The sequence below is a fragment of the Clostridium sp. Marseille-P3244 genome, from assembly GCF_900120155.1.
Classification (GTDB): domain Bacteria; phylum Bacillota; class Clostridia; order Lachnospirales; family Lachnospiraceae; genus Mediterraneibacter.
The window spans coordinates 1,442,486-1,467,749 of sequence record NZ_LT635549.1; the positions used below are offsets into that span (position 1 = coordinate 1,442,486).

Consider the following 25,264-nt stretch of genomic DNA (forward strand, 5'->3'; position numbering starts at 1 on the left):
TGCATATGAGGATCAACAGAAACTACAGGAGCAAAGATCCGTTCCGTCTGTCCGGCGCTCAACAGCAGCTTTCCGGGGAGGCGGCTGCCGCCTCGAAGAGCCGGTATCATGAGGAACAGGAAGAGCTTGAGAACCTGAGGAAAAAGTATGAACTGTACCGGGAGTCCGACCGGGAACTGCGGAAGATGGAGGAAGAACAGGAAGAATCCAGGTACAGGATCATGAGCCGGATGCGGGAATTAAGAGAAAAAGTATCCGAGCCAGAGCAGATTTATGAACTGGAGGAGATGGAGTCGGTCTTCCGCCGGCTGGAACGGGAGCGGGAAGAAGCAGGAGAAGAGCGCAACAAACAGAAAAGACTCCTTCTGGGAAAGATCGAGGACAGAGAAGCCCGGTGCCAGGAGTATGAAATCGGGAGGGGGAAGAAGGAATGGGATTAAAGTTATATCCATCGGAAGTGCAGAGTTTTGCGTCCGAGATCAGCGCGAATGTGTCGGCGTTAGCTGAACAGCTGGAGAATTCCTACTCGAAGATCGAAGACTTTGAAGGAGAAAAAGAACTGGACGGAGTGTCATGGGGCGGGACAAAACAGCAGCTGGCCAGCCACAAATATGTGATCCGGGGGATCCTGGCGGCCGGCGATATGATGAGTGAGGACGCCCGCAGGCTGGCGGCGGATGTGGGGGATGAGATCCTGGACGAGGATGTGATCCAGGACCAGCTGTATACGCAGCAGCTGCTGAAGGAAGAAGTGGAGCAGAGCCTGCAGTATTACCGTTACAGACATGGAAGGACGCTCCCGGACGGGACCGTGCTGAATTTCGGAAATATTATATCGTCTTATACGGATGTCTTAAACACATGCATCGCGTGGATCCAGACATACCATGAGAAGCTGGAGAGGCTGTACGCCATAAACAGCAGTACAGGCAGCCTGTTCCAGAGAGCGATCGATCTTTTCAACGCGGTGTCGGTGGTGAATGCGGCGGTGATCGGCTCGTGGAACGGAAAAGAGTTTACGGCCGCGGCGCCGGCGGAGGCGGTCGCGGTGATCATGGGAGGCTGGGCCAATACCCGGACAGGCAGGGAACTGCGGCGCGCCGGGATCACGATGGAACAGATCCAGAACATGGAAGCCCTGGGATATACGCCGGAAGGAATTGTGGCAATTGCATTATGCTGTGAAACAGAGGATGACAGGAAGTTCCTGGAAAACCTTATGGAGGAAGACTATATAAGGGCATTTGCAATACCGCCAGGCACATTGTCTGACAGTATGTCAATTGTAATGGCGGATTATGCTGCAAAGGTGGCCAAGTTGTCTGTCGTTGAGGATGGATGCAAGAAACTGCAGGAATTTAATAATGCAATTTATCAGTTTGAAAAAACGGGACACGACGTATTCAGGTACAGTTCCCATTCGGCAGGATATCTGTCACGCCTGTATTCGGGCAGTCAGATCCTCTTGGAAGTAAATACTCGGGATATCATACAAAACGGATCTAATGAGGAGAAAAAGAATAGAAGTTATATCTTAATGGCTGCATCGAGTCTGTGGGGATCACAATACAGTATTATAAATGGAACAAAATTTACGGGTGCAATCACGCATATTTTTTCTGATTTGGAAATGAAAAATTTGAAATATGATGAAAAGAATCATGCATTTTCATTTAGTTTGTCCTATGAAGCAGATTTAATTCAGCAGGGTGATGTATCGAATAATTACGGACCTGAAAGGGGCGAGCAGAGAAAAGGGACATGGGAAGTGGCGGCAGATGTTATTGAACTTGGAGTCGATGTGACTAAGGTACAGGTGTCAGACACGCTGCGTGAATTGAATGAGCAAAAAGATAAATTGGCAACGGAATGTTTTGTGAATGGAATTACCAATGCTACAATTGCGGCAATTTCTGTGTATAATCCGGCGATTGGACTTACATTAGGAATGATCAAATCTGTATTGAAAGAAGACTGGGGATCGATAGATAATCATATGGGAGATATAATGAGTGAAATTAATCAGTCAGAGGACACCAGAATTTCCAAGACGCTTTTAAACAGTGCGCTGGAAATGAGGGATTCATTCCAAGAATATCATGAAAAATTAGCAGCACTAGATGAGAACATAAAAAAAGTAAAAGATGACTATTGGCTTGGGGTCTTTGGCTCAGGCGGCTACTATATTTACAAAGAAGATGGCGCTGTGGAGTCGGAAACTCATTTGTTATATACTGGAGTATATAATCCGGATACACTGGAAAAGATGGTGGCTTGGGAGAAAAAAGGGTTAGCAGGACTGGATAGTAGGTTTGAAGATTATTCTTTTGATACATTATCAGCGAGAGTTGATGATAATTGGCAATTGGACACAGTGATAAAGGATAATGCAATAATACTTTTAAATGGCGGTGATATTATGAACATGGATCCAGAAGAGTTTACCCAAGCCGCCATGGAATTGCAGAACATAGTTAGAGGTGAGGGAGAAGAGTACGAGAATTGGACAATTGATTCATATTTTAACGGAGGAATTTCATGAGACAGAAAAGACAATATACGTCAGCAGTCTTGCTGATTATCTGCTTATTAGGAATAACTGCTTGTACTAATGAGGATATTGTATCACAATTGCCTGAAAAAATAATTGAAGAAACAGAAGAAATTAAGACTTATGAAGAAATAGAAGTGAACAGCGGATATTCAAAGGATGGGAAAGACAGGTATATTATTCAAAGGGCAAATGAAACAGCTGTATCACCAGTAAATGGAGAATTTTATGTATATCTTAATGGCGAAGGGATCCGTAGGACTATTCAATGGACAGATGAAGACGGCAGGGAAGTAACATATGAGGTTTACAAAAAAGTAACATTAAATTTCTATGCATATGGGGACAATAAACTGGTGAAATCGATTGATCTTTCAGAAGCATATAATGATCCGAATTTCCCGTATTATATAACGGATTTTAGTACCAAGCCTGTTTTATATCAGAATGCGTGGTGCCTGCATATGGGAGGATACCGGATACCGGAAGAAGAAAAAGATCTGCTGACAGAAGAAAAAGAAGACTTCTATTTGGATATAGAAACCTTAGATATTTATCCGGGAGAAGGAAATTATTGGAATCCTCCGGATCCAGAGAAAGTAGAAGAAGAGAAGAAAGAAATAGGCTGGAAGCTGAATTTTGTTATGCAAAAGAAAACAGAGCCTGATATATGGGAAAATAATGGACTGGATTATACTGGCTGTCTGCTTGATTACATGTATGATGGAAAAGAGGTAAAGACATACGGGTTAATACGATTTGAAAGCGAAGAGCTGCCGGAAAAAGGGGCTAAACTCTACGATGAATTTCCTGATCTCGAAAAATATTACGGAAAAGAAGGATATACAGTCCGTCTGATCATGTTTGATATCCCTACAAATGAGGAATATTTGAATTATTTTCTGGATGAAATTTCATTCGAAGGAATGAGGTTAAGTAAAGAGCATACGATAGACGGACAGGAACATGAGATTCACAGTATCGACGATTATTATATGTATCGTTATGGAGTACATGAAGGAGATGAAATGCCGAAAGGGTTTGAGCTTGAAGTTTATTGAACAGTGCCTTCAGGCGATAGAAACAGCATGTTTTTGGAACGATAGCAGTAATGTCAATTTACAGAGCGAATGGAGAAAGTACACCGAATGGAAGTAAGAAAAATAAAAAAAGGGAGGATAATTATATTTGGAATATTTATTATAATTATAGTTGTTGGAATATTAGCTTGGAGATATATGAGTGGAGATAAAATAAAAGTAGTTACGGAGGAAGTAAAAAACGGGCTATTATCTCCTCTCATAGAAGAAATTGGAGTCGGAAATGGAGATGTAAATGATACATTTTATGTTAAAAAAGACAGTTCTTCCGGCGAAGAGTTCATACCGGGTAAATATATACTTGATATAGAGTGGAAAAAAACGGTTGAAAAAATGACCAATAGCATTGATAACGAGACTTATGAAAGACATAAAAGACATTTTGACTATTTGAATTTGATAATTTATGTCATTAAAGAGCCAGAACAAATACAACGTATAGATGTTCAGAAATTAATATCGAAAAATTGTTTGGGTTTTCAAGATTCAGGAATATATTTGACTGGTTTGCAGGCTGGTGGCGATCTTTTTGTCGGATTTTTATTAGAAGATATTCCGAAAAAAGCAACTGATAAGCAAATTTACAGATGGCTTTTCTGGAATATGGAAACAGAAGAGACAATCGTATTAGATGGCGAGGATGCCGGAATTACGTTCATCGAAAATGGAAGGACAGAGGAAGAATCAGAATACTTAGAAAAATTTGAACAGGCTGACTGGGAAAGTTTCTATGCCCAAAATGGGTATAGGACAGAAGGACAGGACAGAACATTTTTTAATGCAGAAGGGTTATGGGCTGCAACGGGCGGAGTAAAAGTTACAGTGGACTGCGAAGTGCTTCCACAGGAAAACGATATTCTGTATACAAGGTTTCCTGAACTGGAAAAATGGAAAGGCGCAGAGGACAGGAAGGCAATTATCTGGGTAGGAGGATATCCGACAGTGGAAGAGATTATGGCAATGTTTGAAAGGCAGGAACTGCAAAATTAATATTGATATTAGAGAAGCGAGACTCATCAGGAAAGCGATAATAGCACTTTGAAAGACGGTAGTTATGGACGCAGGATGTAAGCAACTTTGCACAGGTAAGGTCGGCGGATGTGGGCAGCAGAGAGGGATGTGATCAATAACCTGGCAAAGATCAATATAGGTTCACCGGATGCCACCCTGTGTACGATCCAGGATTTGTCATTTGACAATTTATTTGATATACCAAAAGAAGGCAGGTTTAACTCGATATCATTCAGTTTTTCCTTAAGCCACCATTCAGATTATCACGGCGAGATCATTACGGAAAGCGTCAGAGGCGGGATCCTGGAGAATCAGGGAGAACTGGAAGAATATAAAGACAATATGGAGCTGAAAAAATTGGCAGAGGCGAACGAGAATGCCCTAAGGAATTTCCTGACAGGCATGATCGTGGACGGTGGGCTTCTGGCTTTAAATGCTTACTCCCCGGTTGTGGGGATGCTGACGTCTGTCGCGATAACTGCAGGGACAGGAGGAGTACCAGATCTGTCCGGGCTGTCCGCGGTGGCAGACAGCCCGGAAATGGAAGAAGCATTAAATGCGGCAGGCTCTATCATAGAAAGTTCGGTCAGCCATCTACAGGACTATGTAAATGTTGTAAATGAGTTAAATGGGAAGAGTAAGGACACCTTTGAAGAATGGTTCGGGATGGGAGCAGAATACAGGATGACAAGCTGGACGGAAATCACATCCGGGAAGCATATCAGCATGAGCGGGATATATGATCCGGATGTCGTCCGGACGATCAATGTGTGGGAGAAGGAAGGACTGGCCGGGTGGATGCCGGAGGAGGCTTTTTCAGGCATTGGCGGCAATGATTTGGAGAAAAAAGTCAAATCTGTGATGAAAAAGATAGAAGTTGATCCCGAATTGTCGAAAAATGTGAGGAATAACTGCAAAAAGTTATTATTGGGGAACGAAAATATGTTTCAGGAAAACACTATGGAAGAGTTTACCGATGCAGTGAGAGCAATTAATGGATATTTAGAGGAGGATATCAGAGGACATTTTATTGATTTAATTACAGAAAACAGTGGAAAAGGAGAGTGAGGATTAATGAAAGGGCTCAGAAAAAAACGATGGATTCTGTTAGCAAGTATCTTATTTATACTAATCATACTGGCGACGTCTGTAATGTATGTCAGGTATTTACTCCAAGAAAAAAAGGAAAACATAATAAAAACAATCACTTATAAAGATGATTTCAGAGACTTTTTATATGTGGAGGAAGGAAGTGTTAATCCGGGCAATACAGCTGTAGTAACAACAGCTGATACAAATTTTAATCTTAGGTATGGGAGAACTTTTACCGAAAAATGGACTTGTCTAGTTGATGCGGTATATTGCAGAGATACAGAGAAGGACATAATAACTGATATTGAAAAAGCGGAGTATTCAATTTATGACCTTGTGTCGGGAGAACGTATACGGACAATCGATATAAAAATGCTGGCTGAGCAAAAGGCTCCAAATCAGGTTATGGTCCACCCGGATAATGGACAGATCTTTTTGGATGAGAATGGAAGCCCATGGGTATGGTTTGCGCTGCAGGAAAAGGATAAACAGGATCTGTTATGGAACCTGAAGATCAATCTTGAGACTGAGGAAACAAGGCTTGAGAGCAGAGAGGTGCGGATAGAAAAAAGCCCGGAAGACCAGGAAGAGCCAAAAGAGGAAAAGGACGAAGAAGACGAAGAAGAAAACGATCAATGGGGGATTTTTGAGGATGATATCATTGGAATTTTAAAAGCAAATGGGTTTTTTTCATATTCTGACAAAGCTCAAGCTGACTTGCCGGGAATCGGGGTACAATATCCGGCAGATAACCAGATATATATTGAAACGTCAGTAAAAAATCTTCCAGAGAATAATGAGGCATTGTATAGAGAATTTCCAGAGCTTAAGGATTATGTGGGAAATGAGGATGATATTGTTTCCCTATATTTACAGGAAGAGCTGACAGATGAAGAAATAATGCGTCTGCTGATGGAAGACGGAGAGAAAATTTCATTTGAAGGATGCGTACTTCCGGCAGATGAGTCAAAGGACGGGGAAGAGCATGAGATCCACAGCTTTGAAGAGTTTTACCAGTGGAAGCGTTAGCTGCAGATATCCAGACAACATATAAACCGGAAAAGATACTCGGGGGATGAGAGAAAAGGGGGAGAGTGAAGATCAGTGAAAGAATGCAGAAAAAAACGGCGGATTCTGTTAGTAGGTATTTTATTAATATTGATCATACTGGCAGTGTTTACAATGTATGGCAAACATTTATTCCAAGAAAAAGAAAATATAATAAAAACAGTAACTTATAAAGATGATTTCAAAGACTTTTTATATGTAGAGGAAGAAAGTGTCGATCCAGGTAACACAGCTGTAGTAACAACGGCTGATACAACTTTTAATCTTAGGTATGGGAGAACTTTTACCGAAAAATGGACTTGTCTGATCGATGCGGTGTATTGCAGGGATACAGAGAAAGACATAATAACTGATATTGAAAAAGCGGAGTATTCAATATATGACCTTGTGTCAGGAGAACGTATACGGACAATCGATATAAAAACGCTGGCTGAGCAAAAGGCTCCAAATCAGGTTATGGCTAGACCGGCAGACGGACAGATCTTTTTGGATGAGAATGGAAGCCCATGGGTATGGTTTGCGCTGCAGGAAAAGGATAAACAGGACCTGTTATGGAACCTGGAGATTAATCTTGAGACCGGGGAAACGAAGCTTGAGAGCAGGGAGGTAAGTATAGAAAAAAGCCCGGAAGACCAGGAACAGCCAAAAGAAGATTCAGAAAATGATCACTGGGGGATTTTTCGCGACGATATTATTGGACTTCTAAAAATAAATGGATTTTTTCTATATTCTGATACGGGACGAGATGACATACCGGGAATCAGAGTACAATATCCAGCAAATGACCAAATCTATATTGAGACCTCAGTAAAAAATCTCCCAGAGAATAATGAGGTATTATATGGAGAATTTCCGGGCCTTAAGGATTATGAAGGAAGTGAAGATGATATTGTTTCCCTGTATTTACAGGAAGAGCTGACAGATGAAGAAGTTATGCGTCTGCTGATGGAAGACGGAGAGGAAATTTCATTTGAAGGATGCGTACTTCCGGCTGATGAGTCAAACGACGATAAAGAGCATGAAATCCATAGTTTTGAAGAGTTTTACCAGTGGAAGAAATAAAAGATAAGTATATTTTTTATATGATAGAGAGACATATATCACGAAAAACAAATTCTAAAGGTATTTCAGTACAATCCGGATAACATTCCAGGCTTTATGATGGCGATAACAGCGGATTATTCTACCCGCATCTTCTCGATCCCATGCAGACATCTGTAATCCGAAAGTGTATACCATTGGGGCGGTGAAGGATTTGATGGGGACATCAATATTCAGAGTGAATGGAGGAAATACACAGAATGGAATCAGGGAGAACAGGCAGGAAAGCAGTAATTATATTATCTATATTTATTTTGTTTCTGCTTATCGGAATATTAATCTGGAAATCTGTACATGGTGATAAAGTTGTATATACCGAAAAATTCAGTGAAGGACGGTTATCTTCATTGTTAGAGGAGACAGGAGTTGGAACGGTAGATGAAGCTGATACTTTTTATGTTAAAAGGGATGAGCCTGCCAGTGAAAAATTTGTACCTGGGAAATATTTGCTTGATATTGAAAGACAAGAGACAGATAAGGTGATGTCTAATACGATTGATGGAGAGGAGTATACACGGGGCAAAAGAGATTATGATTATTTGAATTTAAATATTTATAATGTTAATAATCCAATGCAAATAAAACGGATAAATATTTTAGAATTAATATCAACGAATTGTCCGGGATTCCAAGATTCTGTTTTTTATTATGTTAGTTTGCAAAATGATGGTGCACTTTATGTAGGCTTTTTATTGGAAGACATCCCACAGAAAGCCACAGACGATGTGGAAATTAAATGGCTTTTCTGGAATATGGAAACAGAAGAGACAATCGTATTAGATGGCGAGGATGCCGGAATTACGTTCATCGAAAATGGAAGAACAGAGGAAGAAACAGAGTACTTAGAAAAAATTGAACAGGCTGACTGGGAAAGTTTCTATGCCCAAAATGGGTATAGGACAGAAGGACAGGACAGAACATTTTTTAATGCAGAAGGGTTATGGGCTGCAACGGGCGGAGTAAAAGTTACAGTGGACTGCGAAGTGCTTCCACAGGAAAACGATATTCTGTATACAAGGTTTCCTGAACTGGAAAAATGGAAAGGCGCAGAGGGAAGGGAGGCAATCATCTGGGTAGGAGGATATCCGACAGTGGAAGAGATTATGGAAATGTTTGAGAAGCAGGAGCTGTAAAATCAAATTTACATTTGAGATGTCTTATGAAATAGATCTAGTACGTTTTGAAGGAAAGCAGGCTGGTTAAGGGAAATAATGGCAGAAAGGCTACTGTCGTAGATAATGTAATAGCAGAAGCGAAAGGTAATTCAGACTGGATATTGACCGCATATTTTAGAGGAAATACGAAATGAGGCATAAAGAAAAGATTGTTTGGGCGACTATCTATTCCTGGCTAATTTCCAAAACTAAGAGCTCTGCTCTGAAGGGGGCGCGGCATGCAGCGTAAAGAAAAAATTATCTGGGTAATAGTTATAGCTATATGTGTCGTAGTATTGGCAGTTATAGATCATAAAGAACTGCTATTATCATGGTTCGATAAAAGTGTGGAAGAGACGAAGGAAATTCGTTCTGTAAAACAGCTGGAAGTGGACAGTGGATATTCAAAAGATAGAGAAAACAGATATATTGTTCAGCTGGAAAATACGCAGTCTATAGGAATGGTAAATGAAAAATATTATGTATTTCCAGAAACAGAGGGAATTGCCAGAACAATTCAGTGGCGGGGGAAAGAGGGAGGCGAGGTGACGTATGGCATATACGATAAAGTACAATTAAATTTTTATTTATATGATAATGATAAATTGGCAAAAACAATCGATTTATCAGAAGTAGTTAGTGATCAGAAATTTCCATATTACATAACTAGCTATAGCAGCCAGCCCGTTTTATACGGAGAAAGATGGTGCTTCACAATGTCGGGATATTTGAAAACGGATGAGGAAAAAGATCTATTAGGAGAAGAACCCGTAGATTTCTATTTAGATTTAGACACCTTTGATATTTACGAATGGGACGGAGATTTTGATAAATTAGATATTCCGGAAGAAGCAAAAGAAGGAGAACGGGAAGTTGCTTGGAAGTTAGATTTTATTGAGCAGAACGAAACTGTACCCGATATATTTGAAATGAATGGATTAAATAATATTGGATTTATGCCAGATTATATGTTTGATGGAACAGAAATAAAAACATATGCATTGATATGGTTTGACTGCGAAGATCTTCCTAGAAAAGGATCAAAATTGTATAAAGAGTTCCCCGATCTTGAAAAATATTACGGGAAAGAAGGATATGAGGTCAATCTGATTTTATTCGATATCCCTACAAATGAAGAATTTTTGAGTTATTTTGTAGATGAAATTTCTTTTGAAGGGCTGACACTGGGAGCGGAATATACAATAGACGGGCAGGAACATGAGATTCATAGTATTGACGATTATTATATGTATCATTATGGAGTGCATGAATGGGATGAAAAGCCGGAGGGGTTTGAGTACAATATATGGAATTCCTGAGGAAAACAACAGGACAGAAAATTTGATGACTAATTTGTAAAGGCGGCGGGGAGTATAAAGCGGATCAAAGAAGAAGGATGCGTATTTCCGGCTGATGAGTCAAACGACGATAAAGAGCATGAGATCCACAGCTTTGAAGAGTTTTACCGGTGGAAGAGATAGGGGGAGCGCAGCGGTATTTGATAAAACATACCCCCTCAATATGCTCCGGACAATGAGGCCAATTTTTCCGGAAGGTAAAAAATATACAGAAACACGGGCAAATTCGATAGAAATACTGCAAAAAATGACAGGTACAAAAAGCTTGGCAAATTATTAACAATATGTTATGATACTAGGAAGGGAAATCTGATAGACCTTTCATGTAACGGAGGAGAAAGCGATGCGGAACTTTTTTAATGAACTTCTATTTTATTAGAAAGACTGCAGCAGTTTATCAGGCTCTCTTTTTTTGTTTCTCAAAAATAAATTTTAAGAACGAAAGGCAGAGGAAAAAATGAGCAGTAAAATTACTATCATCGGCGCCGGAAGCGTCGGAGCAACAATCGCGTACAAGCTTTCTTATGAGGATTTCGCGTCAGAGATCGTTCTGATCGATATCAACAGGGACAAGGTAGAAGGCGAGGTCATGGATATCAAGCAGGGGACCTGCTTCAGAAATCCGATCTCTATCGTTGCGGGAGAGTACAAGGATGCCGCAGGTTCTGATATCGTTATTATTACATCAGGGGTTGCCCGCAAGCCGGGCCAGACAAGGATCGAGCTTGTCAAGACGAACGTGAACATCCTGAAATCCATCACCCCGGAGATCGTAAAAGCAGCGCCGGACGCAAAGTATATCATCGTCAGCAACCCGGTAGATATCCTTACATATGTATTTACGAAGATCTCAGGACTTCCGGAGAATCAGGTGATCGGTTCCGGAACACTTCTCGACACGGCACGTCTGCGTTCCGGACTGTCAGAGCATTTTAATATCGCTCAGAAGAATATTCACGCCTATGTATTCGGAGAGCATGGCGACTCTTCTTTTGTACCGTGGTCCGGAGCGGATATCTCCAGTGTGAATATTGACGATTACTGCGAGTCCATGAGAGAGAGATTCCCGGATTTCAAAGAGCTGGATAAAGCGGCAATGGAAGAATACGTCCACAAATCCGGCGGTGAGGTCATCGCGAAGAAGGGAGCTACATTCTATGCCGTATCCATCGCTGTATGTCAGCTGTGTGACACTGTGCTGGCAGCTTCCAATTCTGTGGCGACTGTATCATCTATGATGCACGGAGAGTATGGGATCGAAGATGTCTGCTTAAGTGTTCTGACACTGGTAGGACCGGACGGCGTCCAGGGTAAGATCCCGATGCGCCTGACAGATGAAGAAGTCGCAAAACTTCAGGCAAGCGCGAACAAGCTGAAATCAGTGATCGCTGAGCTGGATATTTAAAAGCCTCCCCCTGGCGGGTTTCCGCAGGGGGTGTAATTAAGCAACGAGGCGGGGAGATCCCGTCTGACAGACAAGGAGGTAAAACTATGAAATACAGCTATTTTCCGGGCTGTACTCTGAAGAACAAGGCAGTGGATCTTGACCACTATGCCAGGATCTCCGCGGAAGCTCTGGGGTTTGAACTGGAAGAGATCAGTGAGTGGCAGTGCTGTGGCGGTGTGTATCCCCTGGGAACCGATGAGATCGCTACGAAGCTGGCCTCCGTCCGCGCATTGAACGATGCGAAAGAGAAGGGCCAGGATCTTGTCACTCTCTGTTCTGCCTGTCATCATGTGATCAAACGGGTAAATGACGACATGAAAAATGTCGATGACATCCGCACGAGAGCCAATAACTATATGGCGCTTGACGAGCCTTATGAGGGAGAGACAACAGTACTCCATTATCTGGAAGTACTCCGTGACCGTGTGGGATTTGATGAGCTGAAGAAAAAAGTAACCAATCCACTCACAGGAAAGAAGATCGGTGCCTACTATGGCTGCCTTCTTCTTCGCCCGGGTAAGCTTATGGCGTTTGACGATCCGGAGAATCCGAAGATCATGGAGGACTTTATCCGTGCCATCGGAGCAGAGCCGGTGATCTATCCGTACCGCAATGAATGCTGCGGAGGTTACATATCCCTCAAGGAAGAGGATCTTTCCAAAGAGATGTGCAGGAAGATTGAGGACAGCGCGGCGGGATTCGGCGCGGATATGCTGATCACGGCCTGTCCATTGTGCATGTATAACCTGAACAAGAACAACGGCGGCAATCTGCCGGTCTACTATTTCACAGAGCTCCTGGCGGAGGCGCTGGGACTGAAAGAGGAGGTGAAGGCACAGTGAAGAATGAGAAAAACCGCGCGGAGATGATCAAAGAGATCAGTGGCGTGAATCCCCTGAAATGTATGAAGTGTGGGAAATGTTCCGCTTCCTGTCCTTCCTATAATGAAATGGACATTAAACCTCACCAGTTTGTCTCTTATGTGATCAATGAGGACATTGAGGCTCTGGTGAAGTCAAAATCCCTCTGGAAATGTCTCTCCTGTTTCGCGTGTGTGGAGAGATGCCCCCGAGATGTAAAACCGGGCAAGCTGATCGACGCGGCGCGGCAGATCGTTGTGAGGGAGAGAGGCCAGGATTATCTGACACCCGATGAGATCCCGGAGCTGATCGATCCGGAGACGCCACAGCAGCTGCTTGTGAGTGCGTTCAGAAGATACAGGAGGTGATAAAAGGTGCAGAGGATCGGAGTATTTGTCTGTCATTGCGGCAGTAATATCGCGGCAACGGTAGACGTAAAGAAAGTTGCGGAGATGGCGCTCCATGAGCCGGGAGTCGTCCATGCGGAAGATTATGCATACATGTGTTCCGAGGCGGGCCAGGAGCTGATCCACAAAGCAATTAAAGAAAAACATCTGACAGGGCTTGTTGTCTGTTCCTGTTCTCCGCGTATGCACGAGACCACATTCAGGAACGCGGCGGAAAAAGCAGGCCTGAATCCATATATGGTAGAGATCGCCAATATCCGTGAGCACTGTTCCTGGATCCACAAGGACATGGAAGAGGCTACGGAGAAAGCGGTCATCCTGATGCGCGCGGCGGTGGCAAAAGTAAACCTTGACGCCCCGCTGAAACCCGGAGAGAGCAGGGTTACAAAGAGAGCTCTTGTCATCGGCGGCGGTATCGCCGGGATACAGACAGCGCTGGATATCGCGGAAGCCGGATACCCGGTGGACATCGTTGAGAAGACACCGAGTATCGGAGGAAGGATGTCACAGCTTGACAAGACATTCCCGACACTGGACTGTTCTTCCTGTATCCTGACACCGAAGATGGGAGAAGTGAACGCACATCCGCTCATCAACATCTATACATACAGTGAGGTGGAGAGTGTATCCGGTTTTGTGGGAGACTTCACCGTTGAGATCCGCAAGAAGGCAAGAAGCGTGGATATGGATAAATGTACGGGATGCGGCGTATGCCAGGAGAAATGTCCCAGCAGAAAGACCCCCAGCGAATTCAACCGGGGCCTGAGCACCAGAAGTGCGATCTATACACCGTTTGCCCAGGCGGTTCCCAATGTTCCTGTTATTGACCGTGACGCCTGTATCAAGTTTAAGACCGGTAAATGCGGGATCTGTTCCAAGGTCTGCCAGGCAGGTGCCATCGATTATGACCAGGTGGATGAGATCGTCACAGAGAAGTACGGAGCGATCGTTGTAGCTACCGGATTTGATATGATCAAGCTGGACAAATATGACGAGTATGCGTACAGCCAGAGCAAAGATGTGATCACATCCCTTGAACTGGAACGGATCATGAACGCGGCCGGTCCGACAGGAGGACATCTGGAGCGGCTTTCTGACGGAAAGGCTCCGAAAGAAATCGTGTTTATCCAGTGTGTGGGAAGCAGGTGCGCGGACGACAGAGGCAAGAGCTACTGTTCCAAGGTCTGCTGTATGTACACGGCAAAGCACGCGATGCTCATCCGCGACAAATATCCGGATACAAACGTGACGGTATTCTATATCGACGTCCGTACTCCGGGCAAGAACTTTGACGAATTCTACCGCAGAGCAGTGGAAGACTACGGTGTCAACTATATCAAGGGCCAGGTAGGGAAGGTGATTCCTCAGCCAAATGGGAAACTTCTCGTACAGGGCGCGGACCTGTTGGACAGCAAGCAGATCTTAAAAGAGGCAGATATGGTCGTCCTTGCGGCAGCCATCGAGCCGAATCCGGACGTGCGGAAGATTGCCACCATGCTGACCGCAAGTATCGATACGAACAATTTCCTGACGGAAGCACACGCAAAGCTGCGTCCGGTTGAGTCTCCGACAGCAGGAATCTTCCTCTCAGGCGTATGCCAGGGTCCGAAGGATATCCCGGAGACAGTGTCCCAGGCAGGTGCCGCGGCAGTCAAGGCCATCGGCCTGCTGGCGAAGGATAAACTGCTGACCAATCCATGTACGGCACACTCTGATGAGCTTCTGTGCAACGGATGTTCTCAGTGCGCGAATGTGTGTCCGTATGGCGCGATCTCTTATGAGGACAAAGAGGTGAATGATCACGGAATCCGCGAGACAAGGCGCATCGCTGTCGTGAACGACGCACTGTGCCAGGGATGCGGCGCATGTACCGTAACCTGTCCGTCCGGAGCAATGGACCTGCAGGGATTCTCGAACAGACAGATTCTAGCGGAGGTGGATGCGATATGTCGATAGAAAAGAATGAAGAATTCAGACCAAAGATTGTTGCGTTCTGCTGTAACTGGTGCAGTTATGCAGGCGCGGACCTGGCGGGAAGCAGCCGTATGTCCTATTCGGCGGACGTCAAGATCATCCGCGTTCCCTGTTCCTGCCGTGTCAATCCGATGTTTATCCTGAGGGCATTTGAGAGAGGAGCGGACGGAGTGATCATGTGCGGATGTCATCCCGGCGACTGCCATTACACATCCGGAAACTACTACGCGAGAAGACGTATGACGCTTCTTTTCTCCATGCTGGATTATATTGGCGTAGAGAATGGGCGTACCCGCGTGGAGTGGGTATCAGCGGCTGAGGGAGCGAAATTCTCCCAGACCATGCATGAGTTTGTGGACAAGATCACAGCCCTTGGCAAGAATGTAAGATTGGAGGATTTAAGATGCAGGAATTGATCAACCGTGCGAAGGAGCTTCTGGCTGACGGGACCGTGGCGAGAGTGCTCGGATGGAAAGCCGGGGACCTGCCTTATAATCCGGAGCCGGCTTACTTTGAGAAGGAAGAGGATTTCGCAGATTTCGTCTACAACGGGTTCTGCGGAGCGAATTTAAGCAAATATATGATCGAGGCTTCCAAACTGGAAGGGAAGACTCTGGTCTGTCTGAAACCCTGTGATACATACAGTTTCCAGGAGCTCATGAAAGAGCACCGTGTCGACCGTGAGAAAGCATATATCATTGGCGTGGGATGCAAGGGCAAGCTGGATATCGAGAAGATCAGGGCTATGGGCATCAAAGGAATCCAGAGCATCCAGGGCGCAGAGATCGAGGATGAGGCGGAGACGCTGACGATCCAGACCATCTATGGAGAAAAGACCTGCGCGTACAAGGATGCCATGCTGGAGAGATGTCATGTATGCAAAGGAAAAGAGCATATGATCTATGACGAGCTGATCGGCGAGTCAAAAGAGACGAAAGACGCGGAGCGTTTCGCGGAAGTGGAGAAGATCGAGGCTATGAGCCCGGAAGAAAAATTCGCGTTTTTCCAGAAGGAACTGAGCAAATGTATCCGCTGCAATGCCTGCAGAAATGTATGTCCTGCCTGCAGCTGCCGCAAGTGTGTGTTTGACAGCAACAAGTTCGACAGCGCTCAGAAAGCCAATGTGGATTCCTTTGAGGAGAAGATGTTCCACATCATCCGTGCTTTCCATGTGGCGGGAAGATGTACGGACTGCGGCGAGTGCAGCAGAGTATGTCCGCAGGGCATCCGTCTCCATCTGTTCAACCGGAAATTCATTAAGGATATCAATGAACTGTACGGAGAATATCAGGCAGGAGCGGATCTGGAACCGAGAACCCCTCTTACCGATTACCGGTTTGAGGATGCTGAGCCTGGGATCGTGGCAGAAAGGGGATAATGTATGTATAAGATCGCAAAAGAAAATCTGACGGCATTATTTCAGAAGATCGCCGCAGAACAGGAACTGTACCTGCCGGTCAGAAACGAGGGACAGGTGAACTTTGGTGTGTGGACAGAGGACGCAGAAGTGGATCTGGACGCGCTGAAGACCGTAAAATCTCCGAAAGACGCCTTCTTTCCGCAGAGTGAGACTCTTTACACCTGCGTCAGGGACGGGAAGAAGATCACGGTGGAACCGGAGGCATTAAAGGAACAGAATTTCGTTGTATTTGGTATGAAGGCCTGTGACGTAAAAGGTGTGGAAGTACTGGACAGAGTATTTCTTGTAGATCCTCTGGATACGTTCTATGCTGCCCGGAGAGAACACGGGACGATCGTTGCCCTTGCCTGCCATGAGCCGGAGGAGACTTGTTTCTGTAAGGTGTTTGGTGTGGATGCGGCCGATCCTTCCGCAGCCGATGTAGCGGCCTGGATGGTAGAGGATTCCCTTTACTGGAAACCGGTCACGGAGAAGGGCGAAGCGTTGACAGAGGCTGTGAAAGACCTTCTGGAGGAGGATGGCGCAGCAGAAGCGATGGTAGAAAAAGAGAAAGAAGCCATCCGCGGCATTGTGGAGAAGCTTCCATATACAAATCTTTCCCTGGAGGGATGGAACGGGGACGTTCTGATGGAGAAGTTCGAGGATCCGCTCTGGGACGAACTGTACAGGCCGTGTCTTGCATGCGGAACGTGTACGTTTGTATGTCCCACATGTCAGTGTTATGACATCAAGGACTATGACGCCGGAAAGAACGGAGTCCAGAGGTACCGCTGCTGGGATTCCTGTATGTACTCTGACTTTACCATGATGGCTCATGGTAATAACCGGAAATCACAGAAGGAAAGATTCCGCCAGAGATTTATGCACAAGCTGGTCTACTATCCGGCGAACAACGACGGGATGTATTCCTGTGTAGGATGCGGAAGATGCGTGGAGAAATGTCCTGCGTCACTGAATATCGTGAAAGTTATCAAAGCGTTTGAGAAACAGGGAGGTGAGCAGTAATGAGTGAATGTACCTGCCATAAGAATTATACTCTTGATACTTTGATCCCGCAGGTGGGCGTGATCACGGATATCCGTGAGGAGACTCCGGATGTGAAGACATTCCGCGTGAACGCGCCCGAGGGCGGCAAGCTTTTTGAGCATATGCCGGGACAGTGCGCGATGCTCTGTGCTCCGGGGATCAGCGAAGGCATGTTTTCCATCACCTCTTCGCCGACCAACAAGGAATATCAGGAATTCAGCATTAAGAAATGCGGTGTGCTGACAGATTATCTCCACAGCCTGGAAGTGGGAGATGAGATCACGGTCCGCGGACCCTACGGCAATCATTTTCCGGTGGAGGATAAGCTGAAGGGAAAAGACCTCCTGTTTATCGCCGGAGGAATCGGTCTTGCGCCGCTGCGTTCTGTGATCAATTATGTGCTGGATAACCGGGATGATTACGGTACAGTGGATATCGTATACGGATCCCGTTCCGCGGATGACCTGGTACAGCTCAAAGAGATCCAGGAAGTCTGGATGAAAGCAAAAGATGTACATGTTCATCTGACGATCGACCGGGAGCAGGAAGGCTGGGACGGTCATGTGGGTTTTGTGCCGAATTATGTGAAAGAGCTTGGTTTTGACGTAAACAAGACAGCTCTGATCTGCGGCCCGCCGATCATGATCAAGTTTACGCTCGCGGGACTTGAGGAGATCGGATTCTCCAGAGATCAGGTGTATACGACTCTGGAGCTCCGCATGAAATGCGGGATCGGAAAATGCGGAAGATGCAACATCGGATCCAAATACGTGTGCAAAGACGGTCCGGTATTTCGGTGCGATGAAATCGATGAGATGCCGAATGAATACTAGGGAAAGGAAGAAATATCATGGAAAAAATGGTAAATGTATATTTTTTCGGTAAGAAATACAGTGTGCCGGCTGACCTGACGATCATGACAGCTATGGAGTACGCGGGCTATACACTGAAAAGAGGATGCGGCTGCCGCCATGGTTTCTGCGGCGCCTGCGCGACGATCTACAGGATCAAAGGGAAAAATGAATTAAAAACATGCCTTGCCTGTCAGACTCAGGTGGAGGAAGGTATGTATGTAGCGAGTATCCCGTTCTTCCCGACAGACAAGAGAACCTATGATATCGACGAGATCCGCCCGGAGCAGAGGATCATGATGGATCTGTATCCGGAGATCTACAGCTGCATCGGCTGTAATGCGTGTACAAAGGCTTGTACGCAGGATCTGAATGTTATGCAGTATATCGCTTATGCACAGCGCGGTGATATTGAGAAATGCGCGGAAGAATCTTTTGACTGTATCGGCTGCGGATGCTGTTCCGTGAGATGTCCGGCCGGGATCTCCCATCCGATGGTGGGAGTCCTTGCGAGACGTCTGACCGGAAAATATATCGCGCCTGAGTCAAAGCATCTGACGAATCGGGTAGAAGAGATCCACCACGGCCAGTATGATGAGCTCATAGAGCAGATCATGGAAAAGCCGATCGAGGAAATGCAGGAACTCTATAACAACAGAGAGATCGAGGAATAAGGAGGGAAGACCATGTTTACACCGGAAATGATGGAATCCGTAAAGAAAGTGGAGGCCACCAGGGCAGAACGTATCGGAAAAGAACTGAGACGTATGACTGCGGAAGAGAAAGATGCTCTCCTTAAGGAGTTTCATCCTGATTACAGGGAAGAGGCATTTGCTGAGATCAAGGTAGGGCCGAATAAAGGGCAGAAGGCACCGAAGGAGCTGGTACACCTTCTTCATTCCAACAGCCGCCTGCTTACGGAGAAAGTTGATATCAACAAAATCGATTATGATGTAGACGTACTTGTCATCGGCGGCGGCGGCGCGGGAGCGTCGGCAGCTATCGAGGCTCACGAGGCGGGAGCAAATGTCATGATCGTTACAAAACTGCGCATCGGCGACGCCAATACTATGATGGCCGAGGGCGGAATCCAGGCAGCTGACAAGGAGAATGACTCTCCGGTACAGCATTATCTGGACGCGTTCGGAGGCGGACATTTCGCAGCGAGACCGGAACTTTTAAGACGTCTTGTCATGGAAGCTCCGGACGCGATCAAATGGCTCAACGAGCTGGGAGTTATGTTTGACAAGGATAAAGACGGAAGGATGATCACCACTCACGGCGGCGGGACATCCAGAAAGAGAATGCATGCCTGCAAGGACTACTCCGGTGCGGAGATCATGCGTACACTTCGTGATGAAGTGCTGAACCGCCAGATACCGGTGGTGGAATTTACTGTGGCGGTGGAGCTGATCCGGGACGACAGAGGTCAGGTGGCCGGCGCTGTTCTCCAGAATCTGGAGACAGAAGATTATCTTGTGGCAAGAGCCAAGACTGTCATCATCGCGACAGGAGGAGCGGGACGTATGCATTATCAGGGCTTCCCGACTTCCAATCACTACGGCGCGACAGCCGACGGGCTGATCCTCGGATACCGGATGGGCGCTCCGCTTCTGTACCAGGATACGATCCAGTATCATCCGACAGGAGTGGCCTATCCCTCACAGATCTTCGGGGCACTTGTCACAGAGAAGGTCCGTTCTGTAGGAGCGCAGCTGGTCAATGTGGACGGTGAAGCTTTCATGCATCCGCTGGAGACCCGCGACGTTGCCGCGGCATCGATCATCCGTGAGTGCACGGCGCGCGGCAAAGGGGTTACGACACCACTTGGAAGCGGCGTATGGCTCGATACACCGATGATCGAGGAGATCGGCGGACCGGGAACCATCGAGAAGCGGATCCCGGCAATGCTGCGTATGTATATGAATTATGACATTGATATGAGAAAGCTTCCGATCCTTGTATATCCGACCCTTCACTACCAGAACGGTGGACTGGAGATCGGCGGAGACGGATTTACGAAAGTCATCGACAATCTGCTTGTGGCAGGAGAGGCAGTGGGCGGTATCCACGGAAGAAACCGTCTGATGGGAAATTCTCTGCTGGATATCATCGTATTTGGCCGTAACGCAGGCAAGGCTGCGGCGGCGAAAGCGAAGAATGTGGAGATCGGAACGATGAACCTGGATCATGTAGAAGCATATGCCAAAGAGCTGAAGACAGCGGGAGTTGACACTGGCGACGTATCGCCGCTTCTTCTTCCGAAATATGCAAGACATGAGAGATAGAGAATGAAGGAGGCTGATTTTCATGCGTGAGATCAATGTATCGACTCTTACAGACGTGATCGAAAAGCTCTGTATCGAGGCCAATGAGCATCTTCCGGAAGATGTAAAATGTGCGATCCAGGACTGCAGGGCATGTGAGGACGGAGAGATCGCCAGGGGCGTGCTGGATAATATTATTGAGAATTATAAAATCGCGGACAGCGAGAATGTGCCGATCTGTCAGGATACAGGAATGGCCTGCGTATTTCTTGAGATCGGACAGGATGTACATCTGGTTGGAGGAGATCTGGCAGAGGCGGTGGACGAGGGCGTCCGCCGCGGGTATGACAAAGGATACCTGCGCAAATCTGTTGTGAAAGATCCGGTGCGTCGAGGAAATACAGGGGATAATACTCCTGCTATGCTTTATACAGAGATCGTGCCGGGCGAGAATATCAAGGTTACTGTGGGACCGAAAGGATTCGGCAGCGAGAACATGAGCCAGATCCGTATGTTTAAACCTTCCGCCGGACTTCAGGGGATCAAGGATTTTATTATCGAAGCGGTGGAGACTGCCGGACCGAATCCGTGTCCGCCAATGGTGGTTGGCGTAGGGATCGGAGGAACTTTCGATAAGTGCGCTCTTCTGGCGAAAAAGGCGCTCATGCGTCCTCTGGATTCTTCCAATCCGGATCCGTTCTACGCGGATCTGGAGAAGGAGATGCTGGAGAAGATCAATGAGCTGGGGATCGGTCCTCAGGGGTTTGGCGGTAGAACAACGGCCATCGGACTGAATATTGAGACGATGCCTACCCATATCGCGGGAATGCCATGTGCAGTCAATATTAACTGCCATGTGACACGCCACAAATCGGAGGTGATATAAATGGCAGCAAGAAAGATCACGTTACCACTTACAGCAGAACTGGCAAAGACACTTCATGCAGGTGATGAAGTGCTCCTTACGGGTACTATCTATACATCCCGTGATGCCGGACACAAGAGGATGTGTGAGGCCCTGGCAAAAGGAGAGAAGATTCCCTTTGATCCGACAGACGCGACGATTTATTATGTAGGACCTACTCCGGCGAAGCCGGGACAGGTCATCGGAAGCGCAGGCCCCACGACAAGCGGGCGTATGGATGCCTATGCTCCCACGATGATGTCTGTAGGAGCCAGAGGAATGATCGGCAAGGGCGCCAGACTCCCGGAAGTCGTGGAGGCCATGAAAAAATACAACGGAGTGTATTTTGGCGCTATCGGCGGAGCAGGAGCACTGCTGGCAAAATGCATCAAGAAGGCAGAACTGATCGCCTATGAAGATCTGGGAGCGGAGGCTCTGCGCAGACTGTATGTGGAGGATATGCCTCTGGTGGTCATTATCGACAGCGAAGGAAACAATCTGTATGAGGATGGCAGGAAGGCATACCTGGACAGCAGAAAATAAGAGAGACAAATGCAGGAAACAAATACATTTTGAGAGAAACATATTATTCGGCTGCGGCGTCCTGCCGCGGCCAATTCAATGAAAAGGAATGGAGATAAAAAATGGCAGATTTATTAGAAGCTTTAATGATATTTTGTTTTGGCCTTTCCTGGCCGATCTCAATCAGAAAATCCTGGGTATCCAGGACGGCAAAAGGAAAGAGCCTGTTTTTTGAAGTATTCCTGTGCATCGGGTACATCTTCGGGATCGTGAGAAAGATCCTCCTGTTCGCCGCGGCGTCAGAGCCGCTGGGATGGCTGTTCTATCTGGGATGGTTCTTCTATGTGCTGAACTTCTGTGAGATATCCATAGATATCGGGCTGTATTTCAGAAATGTAAAGCTGGACAGAGAGAGAGAAAAGGCTGCTGCATAATAAATTTTCAAAAAGGGACAGGCACTTTTTAAAAGGTGCCTGTCCCTTTTTTCTACTGTTTTCTGAATAGTTTTTCTATTTTTTCTGATTTTCGATTTCCTGCATTTTCATAGCGCGGACTTTCAGTGGGAGGCCAAACAGATTGATAAATCCGTCCGCGTCATGATGATCATAGAGTTCTCCGGTAGTGAAGCTGGCCAGAGACTCGCTGTACAGGGAGTATGGAGAGGTCTCGCCGGCTTTGATGATATTGCCTTTATAGAGCTTGAATTTTACTTCCCCGGTCACATACTGCTGTGTTACATCAATAAACGCCTGAATCGCTTCGCGCAGCGGAGTGAACCATTTGCCTTCATACACGATCTGAGCAAATTTATTTCCCAGGTCTTTCTTTACTTCATAAGTAGCCCGGTCAAGGACCAGTTCTTCCAGCTGTTCGTGGGCCGCCATAAGGATGGTTCCGCCGGGTGTCTCATAGACGCCGCGGGATTTCATGCCTACGACGCGGTTTTCCACGATATCAATGATGCCGATCCCGTGTTTGCCGCCCAGGGCATTTAGCTCGGTAATGATTTCGGAAACCTTCATCTCTTTCCCGTTCAGGCTCTTCGGGATGCCGGCCTCAAATGTCATAGTGACATATTCGTCCTCGTCCGGCGCCTTCTCAGGAGTGACCCCAAGGACGAGAAGATCGTCATAGTTGGGTTCATTTGCGGGATCTTCCAGCTCCAGTCCCTCATGGCTGATGTGCCAGAGGTTGCGGTCGCGGCTGTAGCTGTGCTTCGCGTCGAAGGGAAGGTCGATGCCGTGCTGCCTGCAGTACTCGATCTCGTCTTCACGGGACTGCATCGTCCAGATGTCTGTCATACGCCACGGAGCAATGATCTTGATATCCGGCGCCAGCGCCTTGATGCCAAGTTCAAAACGGATCTGGTCGTTTCCCTTTCCGGTAGCGCCGTGGCAGATCGCGACAGCTCCTTCCTTGCGGGCAACCTCTACCAGCTTCTTCGCGATTACCGGACGGGCCATAGATGTTCCCAGAAGATATTTGTTCTCATAAACGGCCCCGGCTTTCACGCAGGGTATGATGTAGTCATCACAGAATTCGTCGATGATATTTTCAATGTACAATTTGGAGGCCCCGGAGAGCTTTGCCCTTTCCTCCAGTCCGTCCAGCTCTTCGCCCTGTCCGCAGTCGATACAGCAGCAGATAACTTCATAGTCAAAGTTCTCTTTCAGCCATGGGATGATGGCGGTAGTGTCAAGACCGCCGGAATATGCCAGTACTACTTTCTCTTTACTCATTTTGATTGCCTCCTGAATGTATTTTTATTAATTTTGTCATCCTCTCCCGGAGAGAGACAACAGTGTTTTAAGATGCCGCCTTGATAAGCTAAAACCTACTATACACCAGAAATTATAATTATGCAACAAAAAAATTATAAAAAAAGATTTTATGCATATAGTGCATAAATAATGCATAAAAATACAGGTTTTATTCATAGAAATACATAACACAGAATCATATGTCGTAAGGGGAGAGAACAGATTTATTTCGGACACATAAACTGAAACCATGAAAGGAGGATGTCAATGATCACAATCAGCCTGTGTATGATCGTAAAAAATGAAGAAAAAGTGCTGGCACGTTGCCTGGAGAGTGTTAAGGATCTTGTGGACGAGATTATAATTGTCGATACAGGATCATCGGATCAGACAAAGGAGACAGCTGGCAGGTATACAGACAGGATTTATGAGTTCCCCTGGGAAAATGATTTTGCGGCGGCGCGGAACTATGCCTTTGAGAAAGGAGAAAAAGAGTATCTGATGTGGCTCGATGCAGACGATGTCCTGTCATCTGAAAGTCAGAAAAAATTTCGGGAGATGAAAAAAAATCTTTCTTCCGAGGTGGATGTGATTATGATGCCTTATGATACAGCTTTTGATGCGTCAGGAAGAACCATTTTCCGGTATGACCGGGAAAGAATCGTGAAAAATCACAAAGGTTTTCGGTTTATGGGCAGGGTTCATGAAGTGATCCCGCCGAAAGGAAAGATATACTTTTCGGATATTCCCGTGGAACACAGGAAGATAGCAGAAGGAGGTGCCGGAGACAGAAATTTAAACATTTACAGAGAGATGGAGGAAAAAGGAGAATTTTTTGAAAGCAGAGCCCTCTATTATTACGGCAGAGAACTGATGATTCACGGTCAATATGAAAAAGGAGCTGATATTCTGAGCAGATTTTTATCCAGACCTGACGGATGGATAGAAAACCGGATCGACGCGACACGTCAGCTGGCCGTCTGCTTTTATGGGATGGGTGAAGAAGACAAGGCGCTGGAGGCACTGTTGAAAGCACTGGAATATGATGTGCCAAGGGGGGAGACCTGCTGTGACCTGGGACGTCATTTTATGGACAGGGAACAGTATACCCAGGCAGTATTCTGGTATGAGCAGGCGCTGCATGCAAAAAAAGCATCACACTCAGGAGCGTTTATTTCTGAAGATTGTTATGGATTCCTGCCGGCAATCTCCCTGTGTGTCTGCTATGACAGGATCGGCGACAAAAAGCGGGCAGAAGCATATAATGACCTTGCCGGAAATTTTAAACCGGAGTCGCCGTATTATCTTCAAAATAAAAGATATTTTCAAAACAAAAACACTTAAGACGCAGAGAGAAAAGAAGAATTTGCTTTGTGATTAGGCACAAAAAA

25 protein-coding genes are annotated in these 25,264 nt (G+C 46.1%); 24 read left to right on the top strand and 1 reads right to left on the bottom strand.

Annotated elements, in window-relative coordinates; translation table 11 throughout:
* The first annotated feature begins 5 nt into the window (after positions 1 to 5).
* The 23 genes from BQ7367_RS08680 to BQ7367_RS08790 all read left to right on the top strand — a co-directional run bounded on the left by BQ7367_RS08680 (position 6) and on the right by BQ7367_RS08790 (position 22,547).
* Positions 6 to 440: a hypothetical protein gene (locus tag BQ7367_RS08680; RefSeq protein ID WP_072525080.1), complete on the top strand. Its 435-nt coding sequence runs from the start codon at positions 6 to 8 to the stop codon at positions 438 to 440.
* A complete protein-coding gene (locus BQ7367_RS08685) occupies positions 431 to 2,542 on the top strand; it encodes a hypothetical protein (RefSeq protein WP_072525081.1) in 2,112 nt (703 codons plus the stop codon). Before BQ7367_RS08680 ends, BQ7367_RS08685 begins: the two co-directional genes overlap by 10 nt.
* Complete coding sequence (locus tag BQ7367_RS08690) at positions 2,539 to 3,612, top strand: hypothetical protein (protein ID WP_143142976.1); 1,074 nt, start codon at positions 2,539 to 2,541, stop codon at positions 3,610 to 3,612. Before BQ7367_RS08685 ends, BQ7367_RS08690 begins: the two co-directional genes overlap by 4 nt.
* Positions 3,613 to 3,699: 87 nt before the next feature.
* Positions 3,700 to 4,641, top strand: a complete 942-nt coding sequence (locus tag BQ7367_RS08695) for a hypothetical protein (protein ID WP_072525083.1) — start codon at positions 3,700 to 3,702, stop codon at positions 4,639 to 4,641.
* A gap of 108 nt (positions 4,642 to 4,749) precedes the next feature.
* A complete protein-coding gene (locus BQ7367_RS08700) occupies positions 4,750 to 5,730 on the top strand; it encodes a hypothetical protein (RefSeq protein ID WP_072525084.1) in 981 nt (326 codons plus the stop codon).
* A gap of 396 nt (positions 5,731 to 6,126) precedes the next feature.
* On the top strand, positions 6,127 to 6,783 hold the full coding sequence (locus BQ7367_RS08705; RefSeq protein ID WP_159431646.1) for a hypothetical protein: 657 nt from the start codon (positions 6,127 to 6,129) through the stop codon (positions 6,781 to 6,783).
* A gap of 75 nt (positions 6,784 to 6,858) precedes the next feature.
* Positions 6,859 to 7,884: a hypothetical protein gene (locus BQ7367_RS08710; RefSeq protein ID WP_072525086.1), complete on the top strand. Its 1,026-nt coding sequence runs from the start codon at positions 6,859 to 6,861 to the stop codon at positions 7,882 to 7,884.
* 239 nt (positions 7,885 to 8,123) lie between these two features.
* A complete protein-coding gene (locus BQ7367_RS08715) occupies positions 8,124 to 9,056 on the top strand; it encodes a hypothetical protein (RefSeq protein WP_072525087.1) in 933 nt (310 codons plus the stop codon).
* A gap of 260 nt (positions 9,057 to 9,316) precedes the next feature.
* Entirely contained in the window at positions 9,317 to 10,396 is a 1,080-nt protein-coding gene (locus BQ7367_RS08720) for a hypothetical protein (RefSeq protein WP_072525088.1), read from the top strand.
* Between the two features lie 94 nt (positions 10,397 to 10,490).
* Entirely contained in the window at positions 10,491 to 10,715 is a 225-nt protein-coding gene (locus BQ7367_RS14495; protein ID WP_072525089.1) for a hypothetical protein, read from the top strand.
* 177 nt (positions 10,716 to 10,892) lie between these two features.
* The gene (locus tag BQ7367_RS08730; protein ID WP_072525090.1) at positions 10,893 to 11,840 is read left to right on the top strand and encodes an L-lactate dehydrogenase; all 948 of its coding nucleotides are present in this window, start codon (positions 10,893 to 10,895) and stop codon (positions 11,838 to 11,840) included.
* Between the two features lie 86 nt (positions 11,841 to 11,926).
* Positions 11,927 to 12,724 (top strand): CoB--CoM heterodisulfide reductase iron-sulfur subunit B family protein, encoded by a 798-nt coding sequence (locus tag BQ7367_RS08735; RefSeq protein WP_072525091.1) that lies wholly within the window; start codon positions 11,927 to 11,929, stop codon positions 12,722 to 12,724.
* Positions 12,721 to 13,110, top strand: coding sequence for a 4Fe-4S dicluster domain-containing protein (locus BQ7367_RS08740; protein ID WP_072525092.1), 390 nt, complete (start codon positions 12,721 to 12,723; stop codon positions 13,108 to 13,110). Before BQ7367_RS08735 ends, BQ7367_RS08740 begins: the two co-directional genes overlap by 4 nt.
* 6 nt (positions 13,111 to 13,116) lie before the next feature.
* On the top strand, positions 13,117 to 15,105 hold the full coding sequence (locus BQ7367_RS08745; RefSeq protein ID WP_072525093.1) for a CoB--CoM heterodisulfide reductase iron-sulfur subunit A family protein: 1,989 nt from the start codon (positions 13,117 to 13,119) through the stop codon (positions 15,103 to 15,105).
* The gene (locus BQ7367_RS08750; RefSeq protein ID WP_072525094.1) at positions 15,096 to 15,539 is read left to right on the top strand and encodes a hydrogenase iron-sulfur subunit; all 444 of its coding nucleotides are present in this window, start codon (positions 15,096 to 15,098) and stop codon (positions 15,537 to 15,539) included. Before BQ7367_RS08745 ends, BQ7367_RS08750 begins: the two co-directional genes overlap by 10 nt.
* A complete protein-coding gene (locus tag BQ7367_RS08755) occupies positions 15,527 to 16,501 on the top strand; it encodes a 4Fe-4S dicluster domain-containing protein (RefSeq protein ID WP_072525095.1) in 975 nt (324 codons plus the stop codon). Before BQ7367_RS08750 ends, BQ7367_RS08755 begins: the two co-directional genes overlap by 13 nt.
* Positions 16,502 to 16,504: 3 nt before the next feature.
* Positions 16,505 to 17,548: a 4Fe-4S dicluster domain-containing protein gene (locus tag BQ7367_RS08760; protein WP_072525096.1), complete on the top strand. Its 1,044-nt coding sequence runs from the start codon at positions 16,505 to 16,507 to the stop codon at positions 17,546 to 17,548.
* Positions 17,548 to 18,402 carry an FAD/NAD(P)-binding protein gene (locus BQ7367_RS08765; protein WP_072525097.1) on the top strand — a complete coding sequence of 285 codons (855 nt, stop codon included), beginning with the start codon at positions 17,548 to 17,550 and terminating at the stop codon, positions 18,400 to 18,402. Before BQ7367_RS08760 ends, BQ7367_RS08765 begins: the two co-directional genes overlap by 1 nt.
* 17 nt (positions 18,403 to 18,419) lie before the next feature.
* Entirely contained in the window at positions 18,420 to 19,094 is a 675-nt protein-coding gene (locus tag BQ7367_RS08770; protein WP_072525098.1) for a 2Fe-2S iron-sulfur cluster binding domain-containing protein, read from the top strand.
* A 12-nt stretch (positions 19,095 to 19,106) separates the two neighbouring features.
* Complete coding sequence (locus BQ7367_RS08775; protein WP_072525099.1) at positions 19,107 to 20,708, top strand: FAD-dependent oxidoreductase; 1,602 nt, start codon at positions 19,107 to 19,109, stop codon at positions 20,706 to 20,708.
* A gap of 22 nt (positions 20,709 to 20,730) precedes the next feature.
* The gene (locus BQ7367_RS08780; RefSeq protein WP_072525100.1) at positions 20,731 to 21,573 is read left to right on the top strand and encodes a fumarate hydratase; all 843 of its coding nucleotides are present in this window, start codon (positions 20,731 to 20,733) and stop codon (positions 21,571 to 21,573) included.
* The gene (locus tag BQ7367_RS08785) at positions 21,574 to 22,134 is read left to right on the top strand and encodes a Fe-S-containing hydro-lyase (RefSeq protein ID WP_072525101.1); all 561 of its coding nucleotides are present in this window, start codon (positions 21,574 to 21,576) and stop codon (positions 22,132 to 22,134) included. It begins immediately after the preceding gene.
* 101 nt (positions 22,135 to 22,235) lie between these two features.
* Complete coding sequence (locus tag BQ7367_RS08790; RefSeq protein ID WP_072525102.1) at positions 22,236 to 22,547, top strand: hypothetical protein; 312 nt, start codon at positions 22,236 to 22,238, stop codon at positions 22,545 to 22,547.
* 75 nt (positions 22,548 to 22,622) lie between these two features.
* On the opposite strand, the gene BQ7367_RS08795 is transcribed toward BQ7367_RS08790, so the two are convergent.
* On the bottom strand, positions 22,623 to 23,852 hold the full coding sequence (locus tag BQ7367_RS08795) for an argininosuccinate synthase (RefSeq protein ID WP_072525103.1): 1,230 nt from the start codon (positions 23,850 to 23,852) through the stop codon (positions 22,623 to 22,625).
* 288 nt (positions 23,853 to 24,140) lie between these two features.
* Between BQ7367_RS08795 and BQ7367_RS08800 the strand changes: the two genes are divergently transcribed.
* Entirely contained in the window at positions 24,141 to 25,217 is a 1,077-nt protein-coding gene (locus BQ7367_RS08800) for a tetratricopeptide repeat-containing glycosyltransferase family 2 protein (RefSeq protein ID WP_072525104.1), read from the top strand.
* Positions 25,218 to 25,264 lie beyond the last annotated feature (47 nt).

Excerpts from the sequence above, each read along its gene's own strand:
- BQ7367_RS08780 (WP_072525100.1), top strand. The coding sequence starts at position 20,731 with ATGCGTGAGATCAATGTATCGACTCTTACAGACGTGATCGAAAAGCTC.
- BQ7367_RS08685 (WP_072525081.1), top strand. The coding sequence starts at position 431 with ATGGGATTAAAGTTATATCCATCGGAAGTGCAGAGTTTTGCGTCCGAG.
- BQ7367_RS08785 (WP_072525101.1), top strand. The coding sequence starts at position 21,574 with ATGGCAGCAAGAAAGATCACGTTACCACTTACAGCAGAACTGGCAAAG.
- BQ7367_RS08770 (WP_072525098.1), top strand. The coding sequence starts at position 18,420 with ATGGAAAAAATGGTAAATGTATATTTTTTCGGTAAGAAATACAGTGTG.
- BQ7367_RS08755 (WP_072525095.1), top strand. The coding sequence starts at position 15,527 with ATGCAGGAATTGATCAACCGTGCGAAGGAGCTTCTGGCTGACGGGACC.
- BQ7367_RS08680 (WP_072525080.1), top strand. The coding sequence starts at position 6 with ATGAGGATCAACAGAAACTACAGGAGCAAAGATCCGTTCCGTCTGTCC.
- BQ7367_RS08715 (WP_072525087.1), top strand. The coding sequence starts at position 8,124 with ATGGAATCAGGGAGAACAGGCAGGAAAGCAGTAATTATATTATCTATA.
- BQ7367_RS08700 (WP_072525084.1), top strand. The coding sequence starts at position 4,750 with ATGTGGGCAGCAGAGAGGGATGTGATCAATAACCTGGCAAAGATCAAT.
- BQ7367_RS08690 (WP_143142976.1), top strand. The coding sequence starts at position 2,539 with ATGAGACAGAAAAGACAATATACGTCAGCAGTCTTGCTGATTATCTGC.
- BQ7367_RS08730 (WP_072525090.1), top strand. The coding sequence starts at position 10,893 with ATGAGCAGTAAAATTACTATCATCGGCGCCGGAAGCGTCGGAGCAACA.
- BQ7367_RS08795 (WP_072525103.1), bottom strand. The coding sequence starts at position 23,852 with ATGAGTAAAGAGAAAGTAGTACTGGCATATTCCGGCGGTCTTGACACT.
- BQ7367_RS08760 (WP_072525096.1), top strand. The coding sequence starts at position 16,505 with ATGTATAAGATCGCAAAAGAAAATCTGACGGCATTATTTCAGAAGATC.
- BQ7367_RS08775 (WP_072525099.1), top strand. The coding sequence starts at position 19,107 with ATGTTTACACCGGAAATGATGGAATCCGTAAAGAAAGTGGAGGCCACC.
- BQ7367_RS08765 (WP_072525097.1), top strand. The coding sequence starts at position 17,548 with ATGAGTGAATGTACCTGCCATAAGAATTATACTCTTGATACTTTGATC.
- BQ7367_RS08720 (WP_072525088.1), top strand. The coding sequence starts at position 9,317 with ATGCAGCGTAAAGAAAAAATTATCTGGGTAATAGTTATAGCTATATGT.
- BQ7367_RS08695 (WP_072525083.1), top strand. The coding sequence starts at position 3,700 with ATGGAAGTAAGAAAAATAAAAAAAGGGAGGATAATTATATTTGGAATA.
- BQ7367_RS08800 (WP_072525104.1), top strand. The coding sequence starts at position 24,141 with ATGATCACAATCAGCCTGTGTATGATCGTAAAAAATGAAGAAAAAGTG.
- BQ7367_RS08705 (WP_159431646.1), top strand. The coding sequence starts at position 6,127 with ATGCTGGCTGAGCAAAAGGCTCCAAATCAGGTTATGGTCCACCCGGAT.
- BQ7367_RS08790 (WP_072525102.1), top strand. The coding sequence starts at position 22,236 with ATGGCAGATTTATTAGAAGCTTTAATGATATTTTGTTTTGGCCTTTCC.
- BQ7367_RS14495 (WP_072525089.1), top strand. The coding sequence starts at position 10,491 with ATGAGTCAAACGACGATAAAGAGCATGAGATCCACAGCTTTGAAGAGT.
- BQ7367_RS08735 (WP_072525091.1), top strand. The coding sequence starts at position 11,927 with ATGAAATACAGCTATTTTCCGGGCTGTACTCTGAAGAACAAGGCAGTG.
- BQ7367_RS08750 (WP_072525094.1), top strand. The coding sequence starts at position 15,096 with ATGTCGATAGAAAAGAATGAAGAATTCAGACCAAAGATTGTTGCGTTC.